The 21,206-nt window shown below is 36.3% G+C and carries 14 protein-coding genes; all 14 read left to right on the forward strand.

Features of this window, described 5'->3' with window-relative positions; all coding sequences use genetic code 11:
* Positions 1–244 precede the first annotated feature (244 nt).
* A complete protein-coding gene (locus G7051_RS10380) occupies positions 245–682 on the forward strand; it encodes a DUF3868 domain-containing protein (RefSeq protein ID WP_166114729.1) in 438 nt (145 codons plus the stop codon).
* A gap of 56 nt (positions 683–738) precedes the next feature.
* Positions 739–1,977 carry a hypothetical protein gene (locus G7051_RS10385; protein WP_166200086.1) on the forward strand — a complete coding sequence of 413 codons (1,239 nt, stop codon included), beginning with the start codon at positions 739–741 and terminating at the stop codon, positions 1,975–1,977.
* Between the two features lie 101 nt (positions 1,978–2,078).
* Positions 2,079–3,089 carry a hypothetical protein gene (locus G7051_RS10390; RefSeq protein WP_166200088.1) on the forward strand — a complete coding sequence of 337 codons (1,011 nt, stop codon included), beginning with the start codon at positions 2,079–2,081 and terminating at the stop codon, positions 3,087–3,089.
* Between the two features lie 35 nt (positions 3,090–3,124).
* Positions 3,125–3,724, forward strand: a complete 600-nt coding sequence (locus G7051_RS10395; RefSeq protein WP_166200090.1) for a DUF3575 domain-containing protein — start codon at positions 3,125–3,127, stop codon at positions 3,722–3,724.
* An 11-nt stretch (positions 3,725–3,735) separates the two neighbouring features.
* Positions 3,736–5,655 (forward strand): OmpA family protein, encoded by a 1,920-nt coding sequence (locus tag G7051_RS10400; RefSeq protein ID WP_166200092.1) that lies wholly within the window; start codon positions 3,736–3,738, stop codon positions 5,653–5,655.
* Positions 5,656–5,670: 15 nt separating this feature from the next.
* Complete coding sequence (locus G7051_RS10405) at positions 5,671–8,130, forward strand: Calx-beta domain-containing protein (RefSeq protein WP_166200094.1); 2,460 nt, start codon at positions 5,671–5,673, stop codon at positions 8,128–8,130.
* Positions 8,096–8,236 (forward strand): hypothetical protein, encoded by a 141-nt coding sequence (locus G7051_RS10410; RefSeq protein ID WP_166114747.1) that lies wholly within the window; start codon positions 8,096–8,098, stop codon positions 8,234–8,236. The genes G7051_RS10405 and G7051_RS10410 overlap by 35 nt, the downstream gene beginning before the upstream one ends.
* Positions 8,237–8,281: 45 nt before the next feature.
* On the forward strand, positions 8,282–8,782 hold the full coding sequence (locus G7051_RS10415; protein WP_166114749.1) for a hypothetical protein: 501 nt from the start codon (positions 8,282–8,284) through the stop codon (positions 8,780–8,782).
* A 198-nt stretch (positions 8,783–8,980) separates the two neighbouring features.
* Positions 8,981–10,270 (forward strand): fimbrial protein, encoded by a 1,290-nt coding sequence (locus G7051_RS10420; RefSeq protein ID WP_166200096.1) that lies wholly within the window; start codon positions 8,981–8,983, stop codon positions 10,268–10,270.
* A gap of 53 nt (positions 10,271–10,323) precedes the next feature.
* Entirely contained in the window at positions 10,324–11,259 is a 936-nt protein-coding gene (locus G7051_RS10425) for a hypothetical protein (RefSeq protein WP_166200098.1), read from the forward strand.
* A gap of 36 nt (positions 11,260–11,295) precedes the next feature.
* Positions 11,296–15,828 (forward strand): immunoglobulin domain-containing protein, encoded by a 4,533-nt coding sequence (locus G7051_RS10430; protein WP_166200100.1) that lies wholly within the window; start codon positions 11,296–11,298, stop codon positions 15,826–15,828.
* A 127-nt stretch (positions 15,829–15,955) separates the two neighbouring features.
* On the forward strand, positions 15,956–17,176 hold the full coding sequence (locus G7051_RS10435; protein WP_166200102.1) for a FimB/Mfa2 family fimbrial subunit: 1,221 nt from the start codon (positions 15,956–15,958) through the stop codon (positions 17,174–17,176).
* An 11-nt stretch (positions 17,177–17,187) separates the two neighbouring features.
* Positions 17,188–19,770, forward strand: a complete 2,583-nt coding sequence (locus tag G7051_RS10440) for a hypothetical protein (RefSeq protein WP_166200104.1) — start codon at positions 17,188–17,190, stop codon at positions 19,768–19,770.
* A 13-nt stretch (positions 19,771–19,783) separates the two neighbouring features.
* Positions 19,784–21,118 carry a hypothetical protein gene (locus tag G7051_RS10445; protein ID WP_166200106.1) on the forward strand — a complete coding sequence of 445 codons (1,335 nt, stop codon included), beginning with the start codon at positions 19,784–19,786 and terminating at the stop codon, positions 21,116–21,118.
* Positions 21,119–21,206 lie beyond the last annotated feature (88 nt).

Consider the following 21,206-nt stretch of genomic DNA (forward strand, 5'->3'; position numbering starts at 1 on the left):
ATTGTTGTCTTTATTTTTAATAACCAATTAAATAGTATTGTACATTGTTTCTGCACATTAAGTATTTCTTCTATTCATCACCATACCAGAATGTTTGATTAATGTGTTATTTTTTATTTCACAAATAATATTTATCCACTATAATATATTGTTTATGTGTGTTTTATATTTTTTTGATTTATTCATCTGTCACTTAAGAAGTGATAGAATTTAATAATATTGATTTGAAGTAAATTTCACACCTATGGTTAGTTCATTAATTTATACACTTTCTCTATGGAATTCCACATTGGATTTAGGTTCCATCGAAATCTGTGAAAGCTCGTTAATCGAACAAAACGGGCGTATGCATATTGACTTAGACCTTGATATAAGGTGTCTATCAGTAGGAGCCAATCAATCTTTAACGTTTACTCCCATGTTGATTAATGACTGCCATCATCAGGAGCTTCCGGCTATTATTATTTATGGGAAGGAGAGATTTAGAGCTTATCGCAAATGGAGGATATGTCCATGGATATTATCATTCAAAGCTGATTATAATATCTATAAAGTAATTGAGGCTAGAAACGGCGAATCTGTCTCTCTCTCTTATACTCTCAAAACTCCGATTAAAGGATGGATGTCTGATGCAACAATTGGTTTTTATGACCATGTTACAGGACAGCTACAAACTCAGTAAAAAAAACGTAACCAATTATAGCACATTAATTTATTTATAATTTAAAGTTTTCAAAAATGAAGAAATTTTTTTTTAGCGCAGTAGCAGCTATTGCGATAATGTTTTCGTCATGTAACAATGATGAAGTGACAAATTCAGAAGGAAGTTCCGGCTCAATTCGATTTGCAGTTGATTTCGAAGAAGTCGCAGGAGCGACAACCAAAGCCGCTGCTTCGTCAACAGCTATTCCTATTACTAAGTGGGATAATGTAGAGAAAATACGTATGTTCTTGTACAATCCAACTGATGGCACGATTGCTTATTCGTATGAGCTAGATCCTTCATCAAAAGCCGATAAAGTATTTAACTTTCTAGATATTCCTAGTGGTACTTATGATTTAGCTCTAGTTGCAAATATAAGAAACAGTGTTAAAACTAATGTTGCTACATCTGTAGATAATTGGAGTACAATTGCTGAACTTGGGGATTATACTGTTCGTACTAAAAAGTTAAACACTGCTGTAGTGATGGACTTGAAAAAAATGCCAGCTTTCCCAGCTGGTCACACAGTTCCTGCTGCTAGACTTCCTTATTATTCTGCACCAGAAGTATTTATGGCTTATCAAGCAGGAGTTGTTATTGCTACAGGACAAACTAAAGATCTAACAGCTACACCTTTGTTGTTGAAGCGTGAAGTATCGATGATGCGTTTCCGTATCAACAAAAAAGCTGATTTCTTAAATGAGGCAGGTAAAGTAGTTGATTTTGCTCAGGCTACAAACTTAGTGGCAGTTCAAAACATACCAGTTGCATTTGGAGTTAAAGTAGGTTCATTCGCAGGAGGTATTAATGCTGCATCTGATGCTAACAGAATTATCGTTGGAGCAAGTGGAGTTTCTACTTTCAAAACAGCTAATCCAACAGATCAGACTCACACTAACCCTGTTGTTATTGATGCAGATTTCACTCTTTGGCAAGATGTACTTGTATTACCAAATGCTACAAAAGCTGAAGGTAAAGCAGCTTCTGCCGATGCCTCTCAAGCTCGTAAATTTTCTATAATAGTTAGTGCTTATGCACCTGCAGGTTATGTACTTGATAATGGTACTGCTTTAGCAACAGCTAGACCTATCTATTGGAGCGGTATTGTTAACGAAGTATTCCTTGAAAATAATATTCGTGAAGTGAATCTGACTATTAAATCAAGAGGTACAGATGTATGGCCAGAGATTAAAGAAGTAGGAGGATTAGATATTAAAGTTAGTGCTCCTGAAAACTGGAATGCTACTATCCAAAGAACAGACAAAGAAATTTAATAAAATAAAATTCATTATCAGGTTATTCCTTTTGCGTAGTGCTATTAAAGGTGCTACGCAAAAGATAACTAAAAAAGTTTATTCTACCAAAGTGAAGAGCAATGAATAATATACATAAATATACTATAAGACTTTGTTTGTCATCTGTTTTGATATGCCTTTGTTTACTCTCGTCTTGCACCTATGATTACTTTGAAGATGAAACAAATTATGTGGTATATGTGCCTAAAGCTGATGTAAATAGAAGAACAGAGACGTATAAAGTGGATGATGTCAGAATCTTCATTTACAATACAGATCTGGAAAAAGATCGTTATTCTTTACATCCTTTTGAGGACAATGCAAGAACTATGGCGGGAAACTTCCATTTCAAACTTTTTCCGGGAATGCATCCTGTTCACTGTTTTTCAAATATTAACGGAGTCGATTTTTCCGAAATACAATCTTACAATACTGCAAAATTTACTTTGCAAAAATCAGAGGATGGTTACTATAAAGAGCCTCCCGTTATTTTATCGGAATATGTATCACCACTTATTCGTATTCCAGGTCCATTAGTTACAGATACAGCCTGGTTCGAACATAAATATGTCGGACGTATTTGTTTTGCTATAAAGAATCTAGAGGTCTTTAATTCGAAACTGACACTTAATAATATAAAGAAGGTTGAGATTTTAGCTTCAGGTATTGGTACATTCCAATATCTGTCTCAGATCTCCGATTCTATCAACACTCGCTCCTCCCGCAGTAATGCAAATGATAAGATGCTATTGACTGCTAAATTATATGAAAGTCCTTATTTGGATTTCGAATTTGGATTTGAGAATTATTACTTACCATCTCCTGACCTTTCGGCTGAAGGAAATTCTTCAGAGCCCATCAATTTTAAGTTGACATTTTTTGATGCTAATAACCAACCTATAGACTTTCTTCATGTTGAAGTTACAGATGCCAATCATCAACCTCAAGTATTACATATGGCAGAGACTATTATGGTAACTATTGATGGCAAAAATGTAAAAGTGCTCACATTAAAAGATTTACTCGATTGGAATCCCATAATTGAAGCCGGAAAAGATAACACACCCGGTGGTGGAGGTACAGAAGTATAAGATGAATTTGAATATCAATAAATATAATTAATCAGATGAAACGCTTTCTACAACACATATTAGTTTGCCTAGCACTATGTTTTTTCTATTGCCCTTCGTCTCAGGCGCAAGCTCTAAAGACAAATATCCCTTTAATACTTACAGGAACTCCCAATATTGGAGTAGAATGGTCTGTTGGAAAACAGCTGACTGTAAATGGGGATATTCTATGGGCTCCCTATCTCTTTAAAAAGGACGAAGAGGTTTTCAGATCTCTTATCGGAAGTGTCGATTTGAGATATTACATTAATCCTAAATATTATTATACCAATGACTTATGGGACGGTTTCTATGTGGGGCCTTATGCTATGTATGGTAATTTTAATATTGGGCTGAAGAATAGTGACGAGGATAAAACCAGTTACCGAAGAAAAGGATGGGGAGTCTCTGCCGGACTTTCGACCGGATATAAATTTTATTTGTCCAGCCGGTTTAGGTTAGAGGTTAATCTTGGGTTAGGCTATGCTCATATGCAATACGATAAACACGAATTAGGAGGAGAATTTGCTCATTATCCAATAGAACGAAAAAAGACAAAAGCTTATATCGGACCTACAAAATTTGGGGTTCATCTAGTTTATAACATATTCAGATAATATCAAAAATAATGATAAATAGAAAAATGAAAATCAGCTTTTTGACTTTGTCTCTCTTAGCTGCGATGTCGCTGCATGTATATCCTAAAGATAAACAACAAAGCAAGCAAGACAATAAAGCCAGAAAAACAGAGGTAAAGGCTGACCGAAAATTTGTCAGACAAGAGTTTGAGCAGGCGATGAAATTATATGAATCGGCTCTCACTAAAAAAGCAAGTGATACTTATAATGCATTACTTCATCTGAAAACTGCAAGGTTGTATCTTAGTCTGTTGAATTACACAGCTTCAATACCTCATTATGAGAAGGCAATGTTGCTAAATGAAGACTTATTTAGTGCTTCCGATATCTGTAATTATTTGGATGCTCTACGATACTCAGGAGCAAAGATCGAGGCTATTAAAATTGCCCGGAACTATGCTTATCGTGATGTCTATAATAAAGATCAGCGTTATCTGAATATAGTTCATGCTCTTGATTTTGAGGACGGATTTATGCCTGTAGGTGTTCCCGAATTCATTGTCGAAAGGCTGGATAAAGGCAATACTCCATTTTCGGAATTCTGGATCGGAAAAATGAATGATGAGTATTTTTATGCTACCAGTAATAGTAAATTCCATGACCCCAACAAGAAGTTCTATCATCGAACAAAGTATTATTCGTTGGATGAGAACTCCGAGTTTTCGATGAGTGCTGTATTAGGTCGGAAGAAGAGATCTCGTGAATTATTACACATGGTTCCTGTTGATTTACAAAATGGTCCCCTTTCTTTTTCGGAAGATATGAGCCGAATGGTCGTTACTTCAGTGGCTTATGACAAGGGGGAGCAGATTGATATTTCGTCAAAAGGGATTAATGCTTTTAATACTAAGCTGTATTCTTCGAAATATAACAGCAAACGTAATGGATGGTCATCATTTGAGTTAGCCTTTCCTCAAAAGAAAGAAGCATCTTACGCTCATCCTTTTCTTTTTGATAACGATAGATTTCTCCTTTTTTCGTCGGATATGCCGGGAGGATACGGAGGCTATGACATATATATATCCGAATGGAATGACGAACTTCAGAGATGGGGGGATCCTATTAATCTTGGAGCACAAGTAAATACCGAAGGAGACGAAATATCTCCTACTATATATAACGATTTGTTGATTTTTGCCTCTAATGGACATGTTGGTTTTGGAGGATATGATATCTACGGTATTATTTATGAAAGAGGATTGATCACAAAAGGTAGTCTAATTCATTTTGATTATCCGATCAATTCGGTACTGAATGATTTTAGCATGCTTCGAATCGATAATGACAGAGGTTATATCGTTTCCGACCGATTATTACAACATCAGGATGATATATTCTACTTCTATCGTAATAATTTACAGCACAAGAGTAGCTCAATATATGGAATGTCGGAGGCCAATGCTATTTCGAATGGGACAATAAATCTGATTAAGAATGGTGGTGATTTTAATGCTCCTCGTCATGAGGAACTTCCGAAGTTCTCATACTATACAGAATCAATGTTAACCGTGTATTTCGACTTCGATAATGCGGAATTAACTTATACAGCTATTGATGCCTTGCAAAATTTTCTGACTGATACCGATTTCAGCCAAGTCGAATCTTTAATTATTGACGGATATGCCGACGAAATGGGAGGAGAAGGTTATAATCTCTTATTATCCGAGAAAAGAGCAGAATCAGTTTATTCTTGGTTGATGAGTAAAGGAATCAAGGTAAAAACTAAAATTGCAGGTAAAGGTCAGATTTTCCTTACAAAAAAAGATATGGAAGATGATGGACAAGAACTGTTAACCCCTTTCCATAAAAGAGAATCGCAATATAATAATGGTACTTCTTCCGTTTGGGATCAGAAAATATGGATGAATCGCAAAGCCAGACGTGTTGAAATAAAAGCAATAATAAAATAACAAATGAATATAATTATGAAGTGCAGAAAAAAGATATATGGCAGCCTGCTTATTTGTGCCTTATTGATTGGATTTCCGATGAACACACTTAAAGCTCAGTATATGCCTGTGGTTTTTGATAGAACATATGGCGAAAATATAGATTATCAACATTTATGCCCTGCTGCCGATGGTGAAGCCGTTTTGGTAGGTACTGATAATAATAGAACAACAGTAACTTGGGTAAAGAGAGAAGGTGATACTCGTTTTTCACGTTCGTTACCCACCGGATTTCTTTCAGTTAATAATGTTTATTATGCCGGAAATAACAAAGTACTGATTATAGGTCAGTCAAATGTTAATGCAAAAGGCAAAAGGTCTGCTCAAATCTCGGGTCGTGCCTTAATTATAGATAATAAAGGAGATATATCTACAGATGTCTATCTGGGAAATGAAGGAAGTGAATTATTCTGCGGAAAGATTCTTAAAGACGGAAGTTTGATTCTTGGTGGTTATGAACCTACTCCCTTAAGTGTTAAGGCAGGAATGGTTGGAAAAATAGATGCTGCCGGAAAAACAATATATAAGTATGTAGCGAGTGAAAGCGGTACCTGTGTTGCTTTTGATATACTGGGTAGTTCTACAGAATTTGTATATGCTGCTTTTACTTCCGAAGATGGAGCAGGTGCATCGGTTACACGTCTTGATAGTAACGGTAAACCTTTATTCGTTACAGTTTTACCTGATGCAGGATTTCATATAAATAAAATGATAACAGCTCAGGACGGACATGTATTTCTTGTTGGAAACAGTAACTCAGGCGGGGGAAAAGTGCTTAAAATAAGAGCCGAAGGAGACATCGTTTTCAATAAAGAAATTGTACCGGCTTCGCAATTATCATCTTTAGAGCATTTGTATTTAGCCAATAATGGAAATATTCTTGTAGGAGGAAATGGCAGTGACAAAAGCTATTATTCGCTATTGCGTAATGATGGAACCGACCTGCAAAAGTATGTAATGAAGGAAAGTATCTCCGGTATGGGAATAGATGCGGTATCAGGCGAATCGGTGATCGTAGGTTTTGATAACGACAGAGCGAGAGGTACAATTATCGGGTTAGCTAAAGACGGACGTCAAATATACCAGAAAGCAACAGATGGTAACTTTAATAAAGCACAACTAAGCCCTAATGGCATATTCTTGGCAAGTACTTCTTCGGGTCGTATTTGTATGGTTTCCAATATGGGAGATTTATTATTTGATCGTTATGCTGTTGAAGATTCTAAGAAATCATTCAATGAAATTAACTTCACTTCAAATGGTGATGTTCTTCTGAAAGACATGAATAATCGTTTGGTAAAACTCGGTCACGGTGTTTATGTTTCGGATGTCAAAATAAATAAGCCGGTAAATGGTTATACCACAGCTTTGTTTACGGTAACTCTAACGGGATATTCAACAACAGATCAGGGCGTTCCGGTTCCTGTAACAGTAGAGTATTTTACGAAGGAAGGTACAGCCACAGAAGCTAATAACTATTCTCCAATAAAAGGAAGTTTATCTTTTGTTCCTTCTAATGATGGAGCAGCTAAATATATGATCAAACAAGATGTAGAGGTTCCGATTAAAGCAAACAATTTAGTGGAAGGACGTAAATTGTTTGAGATGTATCTTGCTAATATTAGTAAAAGTTACTTAGTAAAACCTAAAGGAACAGCTACTATTGAAGATCAGGAAGTGGTCGTGAAACTCGTAAATACAAGAGATGGTCTTGAAGATGAAAGGGACATCGTTTATGAATTAGGAATCTTCAAAACAAACGGTGAGTCTCTGGTAAATGCAACAGGTTCGGATATTGTGATAGATGGTAGCTATGGAAAAGGAACGGCAGATGCTCTTGATTTTGATATGGGCATAACTCCTCGCTTGACTATTGCTAATGGTTCGAAAACCGGACAATTCAATGTGAAAACGCTAAGTGACACTCGATACGAATTACCTAAAACTGTAATTGTAGACTTCAATAAGGTACATGCTATCAGCGATGCAAACGTAGGCTTCGAAAGCTCATTGCTAAGTTGTTCAGGTACAGTTATAGATCAACCTGCAATGCTTGCTGTTACATCATTGGGTGATCATGGTCGTATGAATAATATTGTATCAGGTTTCTTCCGTATCTCTTTATTGAGAGCATCTGACGGAGCATTATTAACAAATGCAACAGGTGGTGATATAACTATCTCGTCCTCTGTAGCTGCTGAGACAACTGCTGCTGAAGGTAAAGACTTTGTTTTCACCAATCTTCATGACTTGCGTATTTGGGGTGATGGAAACAGAAGTGCTGTAAACTTAAATGGTATTATTCTTTTTGATAAAGACAAACTGGGTGCTAAGAAATTGGTTGTTGGTCTGGATTCAGTGATAACACCGGCTAATGCGCCTCAAATAAATATTTCATCAGATGGAAAATATGCAGGCTTTACTATTAATGACTAAACATTTACTTTCTCATCACATGGTGTCTCATCATATTCTGACAAAGACACCGGTGATGAAAGTGATGACTAAGCGTTCGGATCACCATGGTCTGATACGTCCTTAAATAAATATCCTTTTTCGAATCGAACTTTAGAATAAGAGAAATAATATGAGAAAAAATATTTTACCCTTGGTTCTATCTTTCAGACATTGCCAGATAAAAGAGTTTAAAATGTTTGCCGGCTCAAAAAAAGGAGCTGTAGAGTTAGAAACATCAGGACTGGATCCTAAAAAACTATGGGTCGATTATATAGGTGTCGAAGATTCTTATTTTGAACATTCTATGTTGGTTTTTATTAATGATTCAAAACTCTGTTTTATGCCTGAGCGGTATACCTATGAGTATCGATTCGAAAAAGGAATTTTAAAAGTTTACGATACTCAGCAAGGTGAATGGGTGACTTTTGCTTATGGAGATAGAAATAAGCTTGTTGTAGTGAAAGGACTCACCAGAGTTGAGAAATTGTATGGATCTGATAAACTAAGAATAAAAAATAATGAGGAGACTTTTTCCGGTGCTTTTGCCTATGCAGGGATATCTTCGATGTCTCTCCTGAAGGATAAAAAAGCTAAAATCTCTTGGTGTAATGTCCACTATACTTTTCAATAGTAGTAATTGATTGACTTTCTATACTAAGTATAAGTATCGGACTTATGAAGATGTATGCGGAAATAACAAATCAATTTAGTTTCAATTATAGGGTGCGAACAAATAATGACAAAGAATAAAATAAAAAGATATCTAGAAACCATATTGGTCCCTCTGATAATTACAATATGTATCTTCTCATGTTCGAATGAATATGTTATGGATAGTGATATTAATGAGGGAAAAGATAAAATATATTTGGCAATCTCATTAAGTCCCTCAGATAAAGAAGAAACTAGTGAGAATGAGATACGTTCGACCGGAACGCCCGATAATTCGGCAGAAAGTAAGATCTATAGTTTGGTCGTTTTAGTTTTCAAATCAGATAATGGTGTACTTGATGGATATAAATCAATTCCTCGCAAAATTGATGTGTTAACAGGTACGGGATATGAAGAAATCGATGAAGTCAAAGGCGTTGCCTTAACTGCTGGCACACGTGAAATATATGTAGTAGCCAATGCTCCTGATGATTATTTTAGTAGTATCTCAAACATTGGAGTTTCAACCATTACAGACTTTAAGAATGCATATGAGAATTTGTCGACCCAAGGACAATATGCCAACTTGGGTGAAACAAATACCGAAGATCCCGATTTACCTATTGGTGGGGTAGCTCCATCTGATTGGAAAACAAATCTGACTATGTGTGGCTATAATCAAGTAGTTTGCAGTGCCCAAGATGAGCAACAATATTTAGGATATACTGCAAATGGAGGACGTCCCGACGGAGTTTCGGATGGTTATGTGCTCAATGGAATGAATCCGTTTTATTTAGAGCGTTTGGTTGCTAGAGTTGCATTTAAGAAGATAACATTTGCTTTGCCTTCTCAACTTCAATTTGAGGCAGGTTATCCAACAAATGTTTATGAATATGCACTTGATTCTATATTTCTTTTGAATGCTAAAACAGCATCTTATTTTGTATCAAAAGATAATATTCCCTTAGCCGGAAACTTTGGACATGGAAACAACAATGGATATCGCTTCTTACAGAATTCTTTTTCTAATATTTCTACAGGTAGCATATTTACAGAGTATTTAGAGGAACCTATAAATTCATCAAGTTATGATATCGAGTCTAATCATTCTCCTTTATGGTTTTATGTTTTCGAGAATGATGCTCAAGCTCCCACATACTTTGTAATCAGTGTGAGATACGATTTTATAAGTACCCTTGATGGTAAGGCTAAAACTGTCAAATATTATTATCCAGTAGTGATTAATGCCAATGGTATTGCAAATGGAGCAAGCCATAATTATATAAGACGTAATTATCAATATGGTATAACAGCCGTGATAAGAAATTTAGGTGTTTTTTATGATGAAAATACAATCGAAGAATTAAGATCTGCATCAACTCTGAAGAGAATATCTGTTCCTTCTATCGAGGTTGAAGAAACAATAGGGAGAAACCTCTTTTCCTGGACTAGTAATATTTACAAGTGATTTATAGTATGTATAAACTAATAAGAAAATATATTAAGTGTCAGAAGAGTCTAATGAGCTTATGTGTTGTATCACTCTTCTTTTTACAGGCATGTAATGGAGATACGGATGAAACGGTTGGAGAAAAATCTAATATTACTTTAGACCTAAGATCGGCTCCAATAGAGATTATAAATAATGCTTTACTATATGTCTTTGATGCTAATGCTAATTTTCATCATAGACAGCTAAATGTAAGGCAATCGGGAGATATTCTATCCACAGATATGGAAGTAGGCCCTACCGGTATCTGGAACTTAGTTTTGTTGAGTTGTAAATCGGATATTTCAGGAAAAATAATTCTTCCTGAATATAACGGAGCCATGCATCTATCGCCAATGTGGAGAACAGGCTTAAAAGCAGGAGGCGAATTTCTGGAACAAACTCCCGAATTGCGTTATGCTTCTTTAATGCCAACCGTTATAGCAGCAAATACAACTACTCAGAAAGATGCATTACTTAATAGGAATGTAGCAATGATTCGGATTATTTTAAAAGAATATGGAGGCTTTGATGAAGTAAACGGAAGCCATGCTTATGCTTATGCGGAATTGCTTGACGTGCCTACTACTTTACTCTGGAATGGCAAATTATCCTTGGCTCTTTCTGAAATTTCTACTAAACCTTTGCGTGAATACTTCGTGTTTGATGCAGAGGGAAAAGCTGCTGCAATTGAATTTATTATACCCGCTGATATAGAGGCACAAACATTTGATCCTCTAACTGCTAATAAAATACGATTAAAAGTGAGTATGCCCATGAATGGTTTACCGTTTTATGGACAAAGTCCTGTTAGTATTCCTTCTACAGATATTCCTTTTATTCCGCTACCAAACGGTATAATAGAGATTAACTTAACATTTAAGGGTGAGCCGGATACAAATCTCGATGTAAAAGTAACTGCTAAGGAATGGGAACCATATATAGACCAGACTGATATTTTTAATTGATATTTTTTCTCTAAATAATATACCAACACACTTTCGATGAAAATGAATAATGTTTTACATAAATTTATAGTTTTATTCCTCTTTGTTTTATGTCCTATATTACTTTGGGCAACACCTTCGGTTACAGTAAGAGTAACGGCAGGTACTTGTTTGGCAAATGGTGTGATTACGGTAACAGCCACTAATGTAACAGGTACAGCTTCTTATGGGTTAAGAGGTAATAATAATGAGATTTACGAAATTGTTAATCAAACATCCAATGTATTTAACGATTTGCCTGCCGGAACATATACTGTATCAGTGTATGATCAGTCTACCGGGGCGACTCCCGTTACTGCAAGTGCTACAATAACTACTACCTATAAAGCATTTACCATGAATGTTCCTACTGCTAGTATGGCTTCAAGCCAATATTGTGCAGATAATGGCAGTCTAACTATTAGTGTAGTCGGAGGAAAGAGTCCCTATCGTTATAGAATAAGGAATACAACGACCAATGACGTAGCTATGGAACGCGAGCATAGTACAATTTCTACAGCATTGACAATTAGTGGTTTGAGTACGGGACAGTATTATGCGGAAGTAGAAGATGCTTGCGGCGAATTACGTATAACAACATCCACAATTGCTGTAACATCAAGTGGAGCCCCTTTGAAAAGTGTTGAATTTACATCTCTTGATTTTACGCCTTATAGTTCTGGTTATTATGGTAATGGAGCTTGTGACAAAATTTATGTATATGGATATTATTCCTCAAGTTTTAAGATTAATGGAAGCACGGCACTATCTATGGCATATTATAATGCAATCAAGTATTGTATTGAATATCCTGCTTATTCTGGAAACTATTCTGCTTGGAACACATCTTTTTATTCTATAAATTTTCCTATTACCGGATATGATCCAACCAATCCCGGGCAATACCGAATTCTAGCCCAACATCCTTGTACAGGGGCTACAGTTGTATCTCCGGCCTATACACTGCCAAGTGTAACGATGAATTTTTCATATGCCAATTATCTTGTATATAACGATTATTGTAATTTACCTACTGAAGCTGTTGTTCGTTTATCTCTGTCAACTACAGGGGTTTCAAACTATGTTTGCGATAATTTTTCAGTAGAGGTTACCCCTCAGTCGGGGGGGACAACCCAAACTTATACATGGGCGGGAGGAACCTTTTACGATATAAAGGGTCTCTCTCCGGCAACATCTTATAACATAGTTGTAAAATCAAATAATACAGTGGTAAAAACATTATCTGTTACGACTATATCTCCATCTTTGACAGGATATATGACTGCGACGGTTAATCCTGCTATTAATAGTTCGAACTATTATGGTTATAATTTTGGCCGTACTTGCGATTTTAATACTACTGCAATTTATGCATATTATTCTGTGCCAACAACTTCTTATACATTAAATAGAGCTCATGAAATAACATATTCTATCGAATCTGGTCCTGTAACCAGAGATCCTATTACTATAACAGCAGCACAAAACGCCAGTTCTTCTTATCTGATTTTGTGGTCTGACCTTCCTTATGGTGTTTATCAAATAAAAATAGATTATGGATGCCGTCAAGAGACCAAAACCGTAACGCTTACCAAAGTGGTAACAGGTTTCGGTGCTGATGAGCCAACATATACCACTGCTGCTGTTTGTGGTCAATATACTGTTTCAGGTAAAGGGTATTTTCTTAATATGTCTGGAGTCCCCTATACGACAACAAGTTCTCCTTATATGTATTATATGTTGATAACCAATACCGTAACAAATGCAACATATTCAACTTATGCTTACAGTAATTATACCGCGAGCATAAGTGGTTTAGGTGCAGGTAAATATAAGGTGCAGTATTATGCTTATTACAACCATTCGACAACAGCAACAAGGTGCTATTATAAAGAACAAGAGTTGATTTTACCCGATTATATATCTCCTACTGTGAATATACCTCTCTCTGGAGGTATTACTTGCGGTGGAGAAGAGAATATTGGAAAATTGACCATAACAGCGAATGGAAGTCGTCCTCCGTTTCGATATCGTTTTAAAAGAGAAGATGCAGATGATAATACTTATTCAGCATGGCAAAATTCAAATGTGTTTGAGAATCTGATCTCCGGACGCTTTAAAGTACAGATTGTCGATAATTGCGGATCAGTTACATCTCAGAACTTAAGTATTTATAGTGGAAACGATCAGTTTGTAGCATTAATAGGTTCTATTGATGAGACTACGGTTTGCGAAACTAAACCTGTTCAGCTCTCGGTTCTTTCGGTTGGACCTGTAAATTCTTATAAATGGCTTAAGAATGGTGACGTAATAGACGATGCTACAGGACCTGTTTATAATATAGAGTCGGCACAGCAATCTGATATGGGAATTTATACAGTTGTTATTAATAATGGTTTGTGCGAGTTGCAAAGTTCGGTAGAGATAAACCGAGTATTGCCGGTTGCCGAAACTCCTACTATAACAGGTGCATGTGTATTAACAGGTGCATCAACAGTTCTGACAGCTCAGACTACAGTTGCATTACCATCTTATCAATGGTACAAAGATAAGGCTATTGTATCGGGAGCGGTAAATAGGACTTATACGGCAACAAGTCCCGGAATTTACTCTGTAATTGTTACTCCTAAAGGAGCATGCCCGTCTACTCCCAGCGATCCTTTTATATTATCATTGCCGGTGCTATATTGGAAAGGTACTGCTAATGATCATAACTGGAATAATCCGGAAAATTGGGGAACTCCTTCAGGTAGCTCAGTAACTGTAATTCCTTCTCAATGTACAGAAGTGCATATTCCCGGAGGTTTATTATCTTATCCATCTTTAGATCCTTTGTATACTTTCAGAGAAGGATATGGAAATCCTGTTGCCGACAAGATCATTTTTCATTTTGGAGGAGAACTTGCCTATCAGCATTTGTTAACTTATAATAAGGCGTATATACAATATAATTGGGGATACTATGCTGGAAATAATACAGAACAACCCCAAAATAATTTTGACGGTAGTGCTTGTTCGATGATTACCAGGGATAAGTGGTATATGTTGGCTGCACCATTAAAGAAGATGGCATCCGGCGACTTTGCATTAGCGGGATATCCATTAACTTGGCAGTCATTGTATAATGCGCCACACCCCTTGAGTGGGAATCTTGTTTCGGGAGATTTTAGCACTCCATTTGCATCTAACGATATTGATTTATCAACTACGAATAATGCTTTGGCTGTAAAAGTGGCTTGTTATACTCCAAACATTGGTTATAATGATCATACTAACCTCGAAGGTTTGAAAGGTATATTGGAAATACCATATTTCGAGAATAGCAATGTATTGACTTACCATCCGGGGCATACATACAATTCGATTCGGAAAGAAAGTCGTTTTTATTATTTTAATGAGAAAACATTAAAACAGTTGGCATCTCCTATAGGAGTAATGTCACGTTCTGACGAAGCATATAGGTTCGTATATGAGGACAATATAACCAAGAAGGCTCCTAATATAAATGTCCAGGGAGAAAATGTACCGGCTTATAGTCAGCACGTCACTTCTGGAGCTAGTACTTCTAATACTGTTATGATTGGTAATCCTTTTATGGCATCTATAAATAGCCGATTGTTTTTTGAGGCGAATAGGAGTGTCTTGAACGAAGATGCCGGTTACTACTTATTAACGCCAACCAATCAGGTATGGGCACGAACAGAATATAAGTTGGAAAATAAAATTTCTGCTTTACAAGCCTTTGTGATAACATTAGCCGATGGCTTAACTAGTGCAGACATTGTTTATCCCTTGGAAGGAAATTATGCTTTGACCGGCAATCTTACTGATGCTGCAACTAATAATATTAGATCATTGAATGCTTTATCGTTCAGGTCTAAAAGCGGCAATCTTGCCGGATCGGATTATGCGATACTGAATGTGAATCAACAAAATGAATCGGTTGGTGTGCGTAAAATGGTTTATCCGGATAGTCATGCTGTAAGCGAAGCTTTCATAATATCACCAGATCAAGAATATAGCCTTATCGAGTTTTTATCTAAGGGGCAAAATGAAATTGGCATCGGGGTTAAGAGTTCGAATCAGAAGGATCTCTTGAGCTTGGAATTTGATAATGTAAGTTCATTTACTTATGCAACGGGTTTGACTCCCATATTGGTTGATAAGCATTTGAAGATAGAACAGGATCTTACGGCTAAAAATGTGTATAGTTTTAATCAACGTGAGACGGATCCGAAAAAACAGTATGCTGATACAGATCGTTTTTCACTCCGATTGGCATCCTCAACATCAGGTATTATAGATGAAACTGGAGATGAAGGTTTGATTACGGTTATTTACGCTAAAAAGCAATTAGAGGTGCGTTGTGAAGATGGTTTGACTGAAATTGATGTATATGATTTACAAGGGAGGCGTTTACATAACAGTGGTAAGTTGGTGGGTGCTCCTACAGTTTATAATAAAGATTTGGTCTTGAACCAAGGGGCTTATATTGTAAAAGTAAAGACATCACTAAGGCAGATAGTTTCTAAGAAGATCAATGCCAACTAGTTTTCTCCTTGGGTTGATAAGGTTAAGGTGACATACGTATTGAATATAATTAGGTGATTGAAATTTGGAATTTAGTTTATCGTGTAAAACGGTTATAAGGCTTATTCCTAGATAAAAATATATAAACATGCACGCAAAAGTAAAATATGCAGCTCTGGCTTTCAGTCTGCTTCTGGGTTACTCATCCTGTAGTAACGAAGAGGTCATAGCTGATAATGAAATTGTAAAGAATGGTATTCAGTTGAGGGTTGCTGGAGTATCGGAAAATATCAGGCAGTACTCCGAACTGTATGCTTTTAACGGACAGTCTCCAAATTTGGATTACTTCAATCATATGCCATTGAATATCGAACGTACCCAGGAATATCTTAAGATGGATATGCTTGTCGGGAAATGGAATTTTGTGTTGGTCGGCTGCAATGAAATGGATATCCGTTCTCTTTTAAAAGCCCCCCAATTTACATTTGCCAAATCCGATATGCCTATGTGGGTAACTCAGCCTTCGGGAGGATTATTGCCTGATGTACCCGAGATTCGTACAGCTTTAATTGATGGGTTAACCATTGTAAAGGATCAGTCTCATGAAGCTACAGCTGTTTTAGATCGTAATGTTGCTAAAGTGCGACTAGTACTAAAAGACGGTGTCGGATTTAAATTAGGTGGAGGGCATACTTTCTCATTGATCAACGTTCCCACAAGTTTGTCATGGAGTGGAGGTTTATACCCCAATAAAACAAATCCTACTACGACCAGTATTCCTATGACGAAAGCAGCGACATTTCATGAATCTGAAGATCAGGCGGGACATCAGCAAAGTGATACTATTGATTTTATTATTCCTGCGCATAAATCGTTATCGGCTGGAGATATAAGTACACACAAAATTTCTGTGGGCGTAAAACTTATAACTGCCGGAGGAACAGATTATATAAATGAAGTAGAAATACCTATTGTTCCACAGGATAATAAAATTCTGGAAATAAGTCTCATCGCTAAAGGAGGAATTGAAGTAAAGGTTGATGTTAAAGATTGGGCGACTGTATATTCTACCAATAACATAGATCTGTATACTATGACGCTTTCGGGCAACTCGGGGTATATAGCTACTTATGCCATGAATATGAAGCAAGAACGAAATTGGTGGGTAACACTCGAAGATCCTACAAATTTTGAGTTTGTCGATGAAAGTGTAACATTCGGACAAAAAACAGTTTCTCCTGTTAACATTCAGGTAAGACGTAAAACTGCAGGAGCTGCTCTTTCTACTAAGTTGAATCTTTTCATTTCGGGTTTAGATGGTTCTAAAGAGCAATATGATATCACCGGTTTAACAATATTAATACCCTAAAACGTTAGCTCATGTACTTTAGAATAAAGAATAAATATATCAAAATAATAACTTTTTTTCTGATAATACTCTTTCTCCCTTCTTGTGCGAAGGAGCAGGATGAATTGGGAAGTTCAAAACCCATTGACGGTAAAGTGCAGATTGCTTTGCAATTGCCTTCGGTTAACACACCTGAGTTAAGAAGCACAGCTACCGATGAAGAAACTCTGGTTACTAATCTTTCACTTTTTATATTTGAAAGTGCCACAGGAAATAAAGAGTTTTCTATTCGAATAGATGTACCTTATACAGGTGCGTCTGGCGATATTGATATGAGCAGATGGGTTAGTGATCAGGTGATCATGGTACTCAATTCTGTAATATTATCAGATCTGGATAAATCGAGAAACATACATATAGTTAGTAATATAGCAGCAAATAAATTGGCTTCTGTTACTAACGAGAGTAGTCTGGAGGCTGTAATAACCGATGCTATTGCGGCAGAGATTGCGGAGCCTGATGCGGATAAACCACTTTTGATGCATGGCGTTAAGAAGGATCATAATTTTATAACCGACGTTAGAGCTTCTATCTCTTTGGTGCGTAATGTAGCTAAAGTAAATATGACTGTTAATACAACCGATTTTACTTTTGGAGGAGTTAAGTACTTACTGGCTCCTGCGAATCAAAATCTATCGGTTAAGATGGCTAATGTTGCAGACCGTTCTTATATTGTTTCAGCTTTATCTAGCCCTACTACAGCCAATTATATATCTTATGATTTCAAAACAGTAACACCTTCGGAGAGAGGAGTTGGTACAACGAAATCAACAGTTCATTCTTATATCAATGAGAATTTACGAACGACTTATGATGTGGAAAGGGATGCAACTTTTGTCGTACTGCAAATTCCTTATCAGAAGGAAGGAGATGTTACTGTGAAAACCGAAAACTATTATAAAATACTGATTAATCAGGAGAATGGTTATAAGATAAATCGTAATACGATATATGATATAACACTAAACATATCTTCTTTAGGAGGAGAAACTGATGCATCAGCAAAACTGATTGATGGTACATTAAATATACTACCTTGGGATGAAAATACAATAATCTCAGATATCTCTCAAACTTTCCTTACTGTGAAAGAGACCGTGTTTAATATGGGAGTAAGTAAAGATTTTTATTATGCAACTAATGCAGAGACAGGTGATTGTTCTTTAGAATCGGGAGCAAGTTGGTTAACGGCCTCTTTCGATGCTACTAATAATATAAAACTAATTGCTACGGGAGCAGACTATACGGTTCCGCGATCTACAACATTGAAGATTAAGGTGAAGAATCTGACAAAGGTAATTACCGTGAATCAGACTCCCGCTGTTACAACGGGTTCGATAACATTAAATCCAAAAACGATCTATATTTCCGAATCTCCTACATTCAAGGATGTTGCATTGACGGTTGATCCGACTACCTCCTCATGGATGAAGATAGATGGAGATGCTTCTATAGCTTCTTGTAATTATACTACAGGGACAGGTAATCAAATTCTTAGATTCACCAGAGGTGGTACTTATGATAATACAATTTATAAATTTTTAAATAAGAGTACTTTAGAGTACGATGAAGTGAAGGTTTGTAACTTAAGATTGTCTGTAACAGGAGAAGAGATCGGCATACCAGGTGATGGGGGTACATTTACAGAATCGGATCTGGCTGCATATGGAGGTGATGCTAACTGGGTTGTTAAGTCTAAATCAAACTGGATAACATCGGCTTCTAATATCGGAGGTGAACTACACTTTACTGCTGGGTCAGAGCCTAATGAATTGGATCGTACAGGTTCTATTATTATAGCCCATGTTAATGATTTAAACTATACTAAAGAAATTAAGATAAATCAATCGGCTAAATATGTTAGATTTCCAGAGTTTGATTATTTGGTAATTAGATATTTATGGGGAGCTAAACCAAGTGGCGTGAGTGGTTGGGATGTTGATACTGCCACAGAACTAACAAGTACGAGTGTAACGGGGCTTGACTTAAAGCCTGTCGGATGGAGTATGTCTGGAAGTAATCAAGCCGGTGTGCCAGTTAAATATCAAGGATATGATATATTAGAATGGGGGGGGGATAATACTTCAAGTGGGTATGAATGTGCTTTCGTTAATATGTATAATTTGTGTAATACTATTATATATAATGAACTACCTCGATATTTTAATGTAGATCTTTATTCGACTTGGTATACATCAGGTATAAAACCACGAGCAATTAATGTTGAGATCACATTATATAAAGGCGGAACGATGAGTAGAGTAAATACATATGATTATGCGAATTCTGGAGGTGTGCAAGTATACCAAGAAACAATAGAAAATGTTAATATTATAACAGAGAAAGGCGCAGGTGCATTTAGAACATCATATACGAAGATTGGTACTGTTAGATATGACAAAATGAAGAATACTGCAACATTTACATTGAATACAAATAATTTGAGGTCTTTTACTAATCAGATAGTTTATCCTGCTGGTGTGTCTTTAGATCCTTTGCCTGGAGAGACAAAAGAGGAATGTGAAGAAAGGTTATCTAAATATCGTAAACAATAAATAATTTATTCGAATGAAACAACTAATAATATATATCCTATTCCTACTGACAGCCACTTCGTGTGGTATGTCTGAGGATTCGGACATAATGCAAGAAGGAGATGTTGAACTTAAACTTGTTCTGGAGATTCCAGAAAATCAATTGGTTACTTCGGGTTTAAGGTCTTATAATGATAATTTGGTTCGATGTATTGATCTCTTGATATTTAATGAGAACAATCAATTTATAGAAAGAGTGAAGGTCAATAATATTTCAGGATCTGGAAATACGAAAACTTTTAGTCTTAGAATGAAAGCGACATCTTTATCGCGTACTTTTCATATTATTGCCAATGGCAGAAACGAAAATGATGCTGATATTGTAAACTTTAGCTCTGTTACAACTAATATGTTGGAAAGTGTTGCTATCCCTTCTCTAAAGACTACTACTTTGGTTGCACTAACATCTCCACAATTACCTCTGGTTATGTGGGGAAGAGTTTCTTCACCAAGTATAGCCTCAAATACTACTCTGGGAACAATAAATATGCTTAGAACAGCTGCAGCTGTCTCTGTTGAATGTATTCCAGGTAATGCAAACAATGGTCTGAATGATTTTACTCTTACAGGTTTTACAATTCTGAAGAGTTCTAATCAGGCGAGAGTTGCTCCTACGGCTTATACGGTTCCCGCTACAACGCCATCAGCTGTAAGTCTTATTGCCGGCTCAAGTTATATTGACTATGTAAATACTTCAGGAACGGGTGTTTGGTCATATGCAGCAGGTAGTACCACTCCCGACTTATATTTGTATGAAAGGACAAACATTCTGGATAATACAGGTTTGTCTGTAATTATCAGAGCTAAATATAAAGGCATTGATGGGTATTATAAGGTTTGGCTGAAGAATAATACAGGGCAAGTTATTCATATTGTTCGCAATCACCGTTACCTTATTCAGATTAACAAAGTATTTGGTGCAGGCTATGACTCTCTCGAGAAAGCTATAACAGCAGACTACTCTGCAAATATTTTCACAGATATTATTGACAATGACAATGATATTGTGGATATGATTGCAGATGGGAAACATGAATTAGGGGTTTCGTCACCATTTACAATATATGACAGTGGCTCAGCTACTATTGGAACCGTATTGAATACTAATACAGCAGCAACTGTAACAGTTACGGTCGATGTTGCATGGTTAACAAATCTGGTACTTACGGGTTCAGGAAATCGTAGGACAATAACAGGCACATTTGCTGCTATTGAACTGCCGACATATAATCGTACAGGAACTATTACGGTCAGAGCCGGTAGCTTAACCCGGAAAATTACAGTGAAACAATATCTTAGCTTGTTTTAAACCCTTAATATGTTTTGTAGAATAACATAGTTTAATCTTATTGAGTATTGTTACTCGTGTTTCGTAAAAAATAAATAAAAACAGGTTC

The sequence above is a fragment of the Dysgonomonas sp. HDW5B genome (genome assembly GCF_011299335.1).
GTDB lineage: Bacteria > Bacteroidota > Bacteroidia > Bacteroidales > Dysgonomonadaceae > Dysgonomonas_A.

Bases quoted from the DNA above. Each gene is read 5' to 3' on its own strand.
- G7051_RS10400 (WP_166200092.1), top strand. From the start codon at position 3,736: ATGATAAATAGAAAAATGAAAATCAGCTTTTTGACTTTGTCTCTCTTA.
- G7051_RS10390 (WP_166200088.1), top strand. From the start codon at position 2,079: ATGAATAATATACATAAATATACTATAAGACTTTGTTTGTCATCTGTT.
- G7051_RS10410 (WP_166114747.1), top strand. From the start codon at position 8,096: ATGGAAAATATGCAGGCTTTACTATTAATGACTAAACATTTACTTTCT.
- G7051_RS10430 (WP_166200100.1), top strand. From the start codon at position 11,296: ATGAAAATGAATAATGTTTTACATAAATTTATAGTTTTATTCCTCTTT.
- G7051_RS10405 (WP_166200094.1), top strand. From the start codon at position 5,671: ATGAAGTGCAGAAAAAAGATATATGGCAGCCTGCTTATTTGTGCCTTA.
- G7051_RS10385 (WP_166200086.1), top strand. From the start codon at position 739: ATGAAGAAATTTTTTTTTAGCGCAGTAGCAGCTATTGCGATAATGTTT.
- G7051_RS10445 (WP_166200106.1), top strand. From the start codon at position 19,784: ATGAAACAACTAATAATATATATCCTATTCCTACTGACAGCCACTTCG.
- G7051_RS10395 (WP_166200090.1), top strand. From the start codon at position 3,125: ATGAAACGCTTTCTACAACACATATTAGTTTGCCTAGCACTATGTTTT.
- G7051_RS10380 (WP_166114729.1), top strand. From the start codon at position 245: ATGGTTAGTTCATTAATTTATACACTTTCTCTATGGAATTCCACATTG.
- G7051_RS10415 (WP_166114749.1), top strand. From the start codon at position 8,282: ATGAGAAAAAATATTTTACCCTTGGTTCTATCTTTCAGACATTGCCAG.
- G7051_RS10420 (WP_166200096.1), top strand. From the start codon at position 8,981: ATGGATAGTGATATTAATGAGGGAAAAGATAAAATATATTTGGCAATC.
- G7051_RS10425 (WP_166200098.1), top strand. From the start codon at position 10,324: ATGAGCTTATGTGTTGTATCACTCTTCTTTTTACAGGCATGTAATGGA.
- G7051_RS10440 (WP_166200104.1), top strand. From the start codon at position 17,188: ATGTACTTTAGAATAAAGAATAAATATATCAAAATAATAACTTTTTTT.
- G7051_RS10435 (WP_166200102.1), top strand. From the start codon at position 15,956: ATGCACGCAAAAGTAAAATATGCAGCTCTGGCTTTCAGTCTGCTTCTG.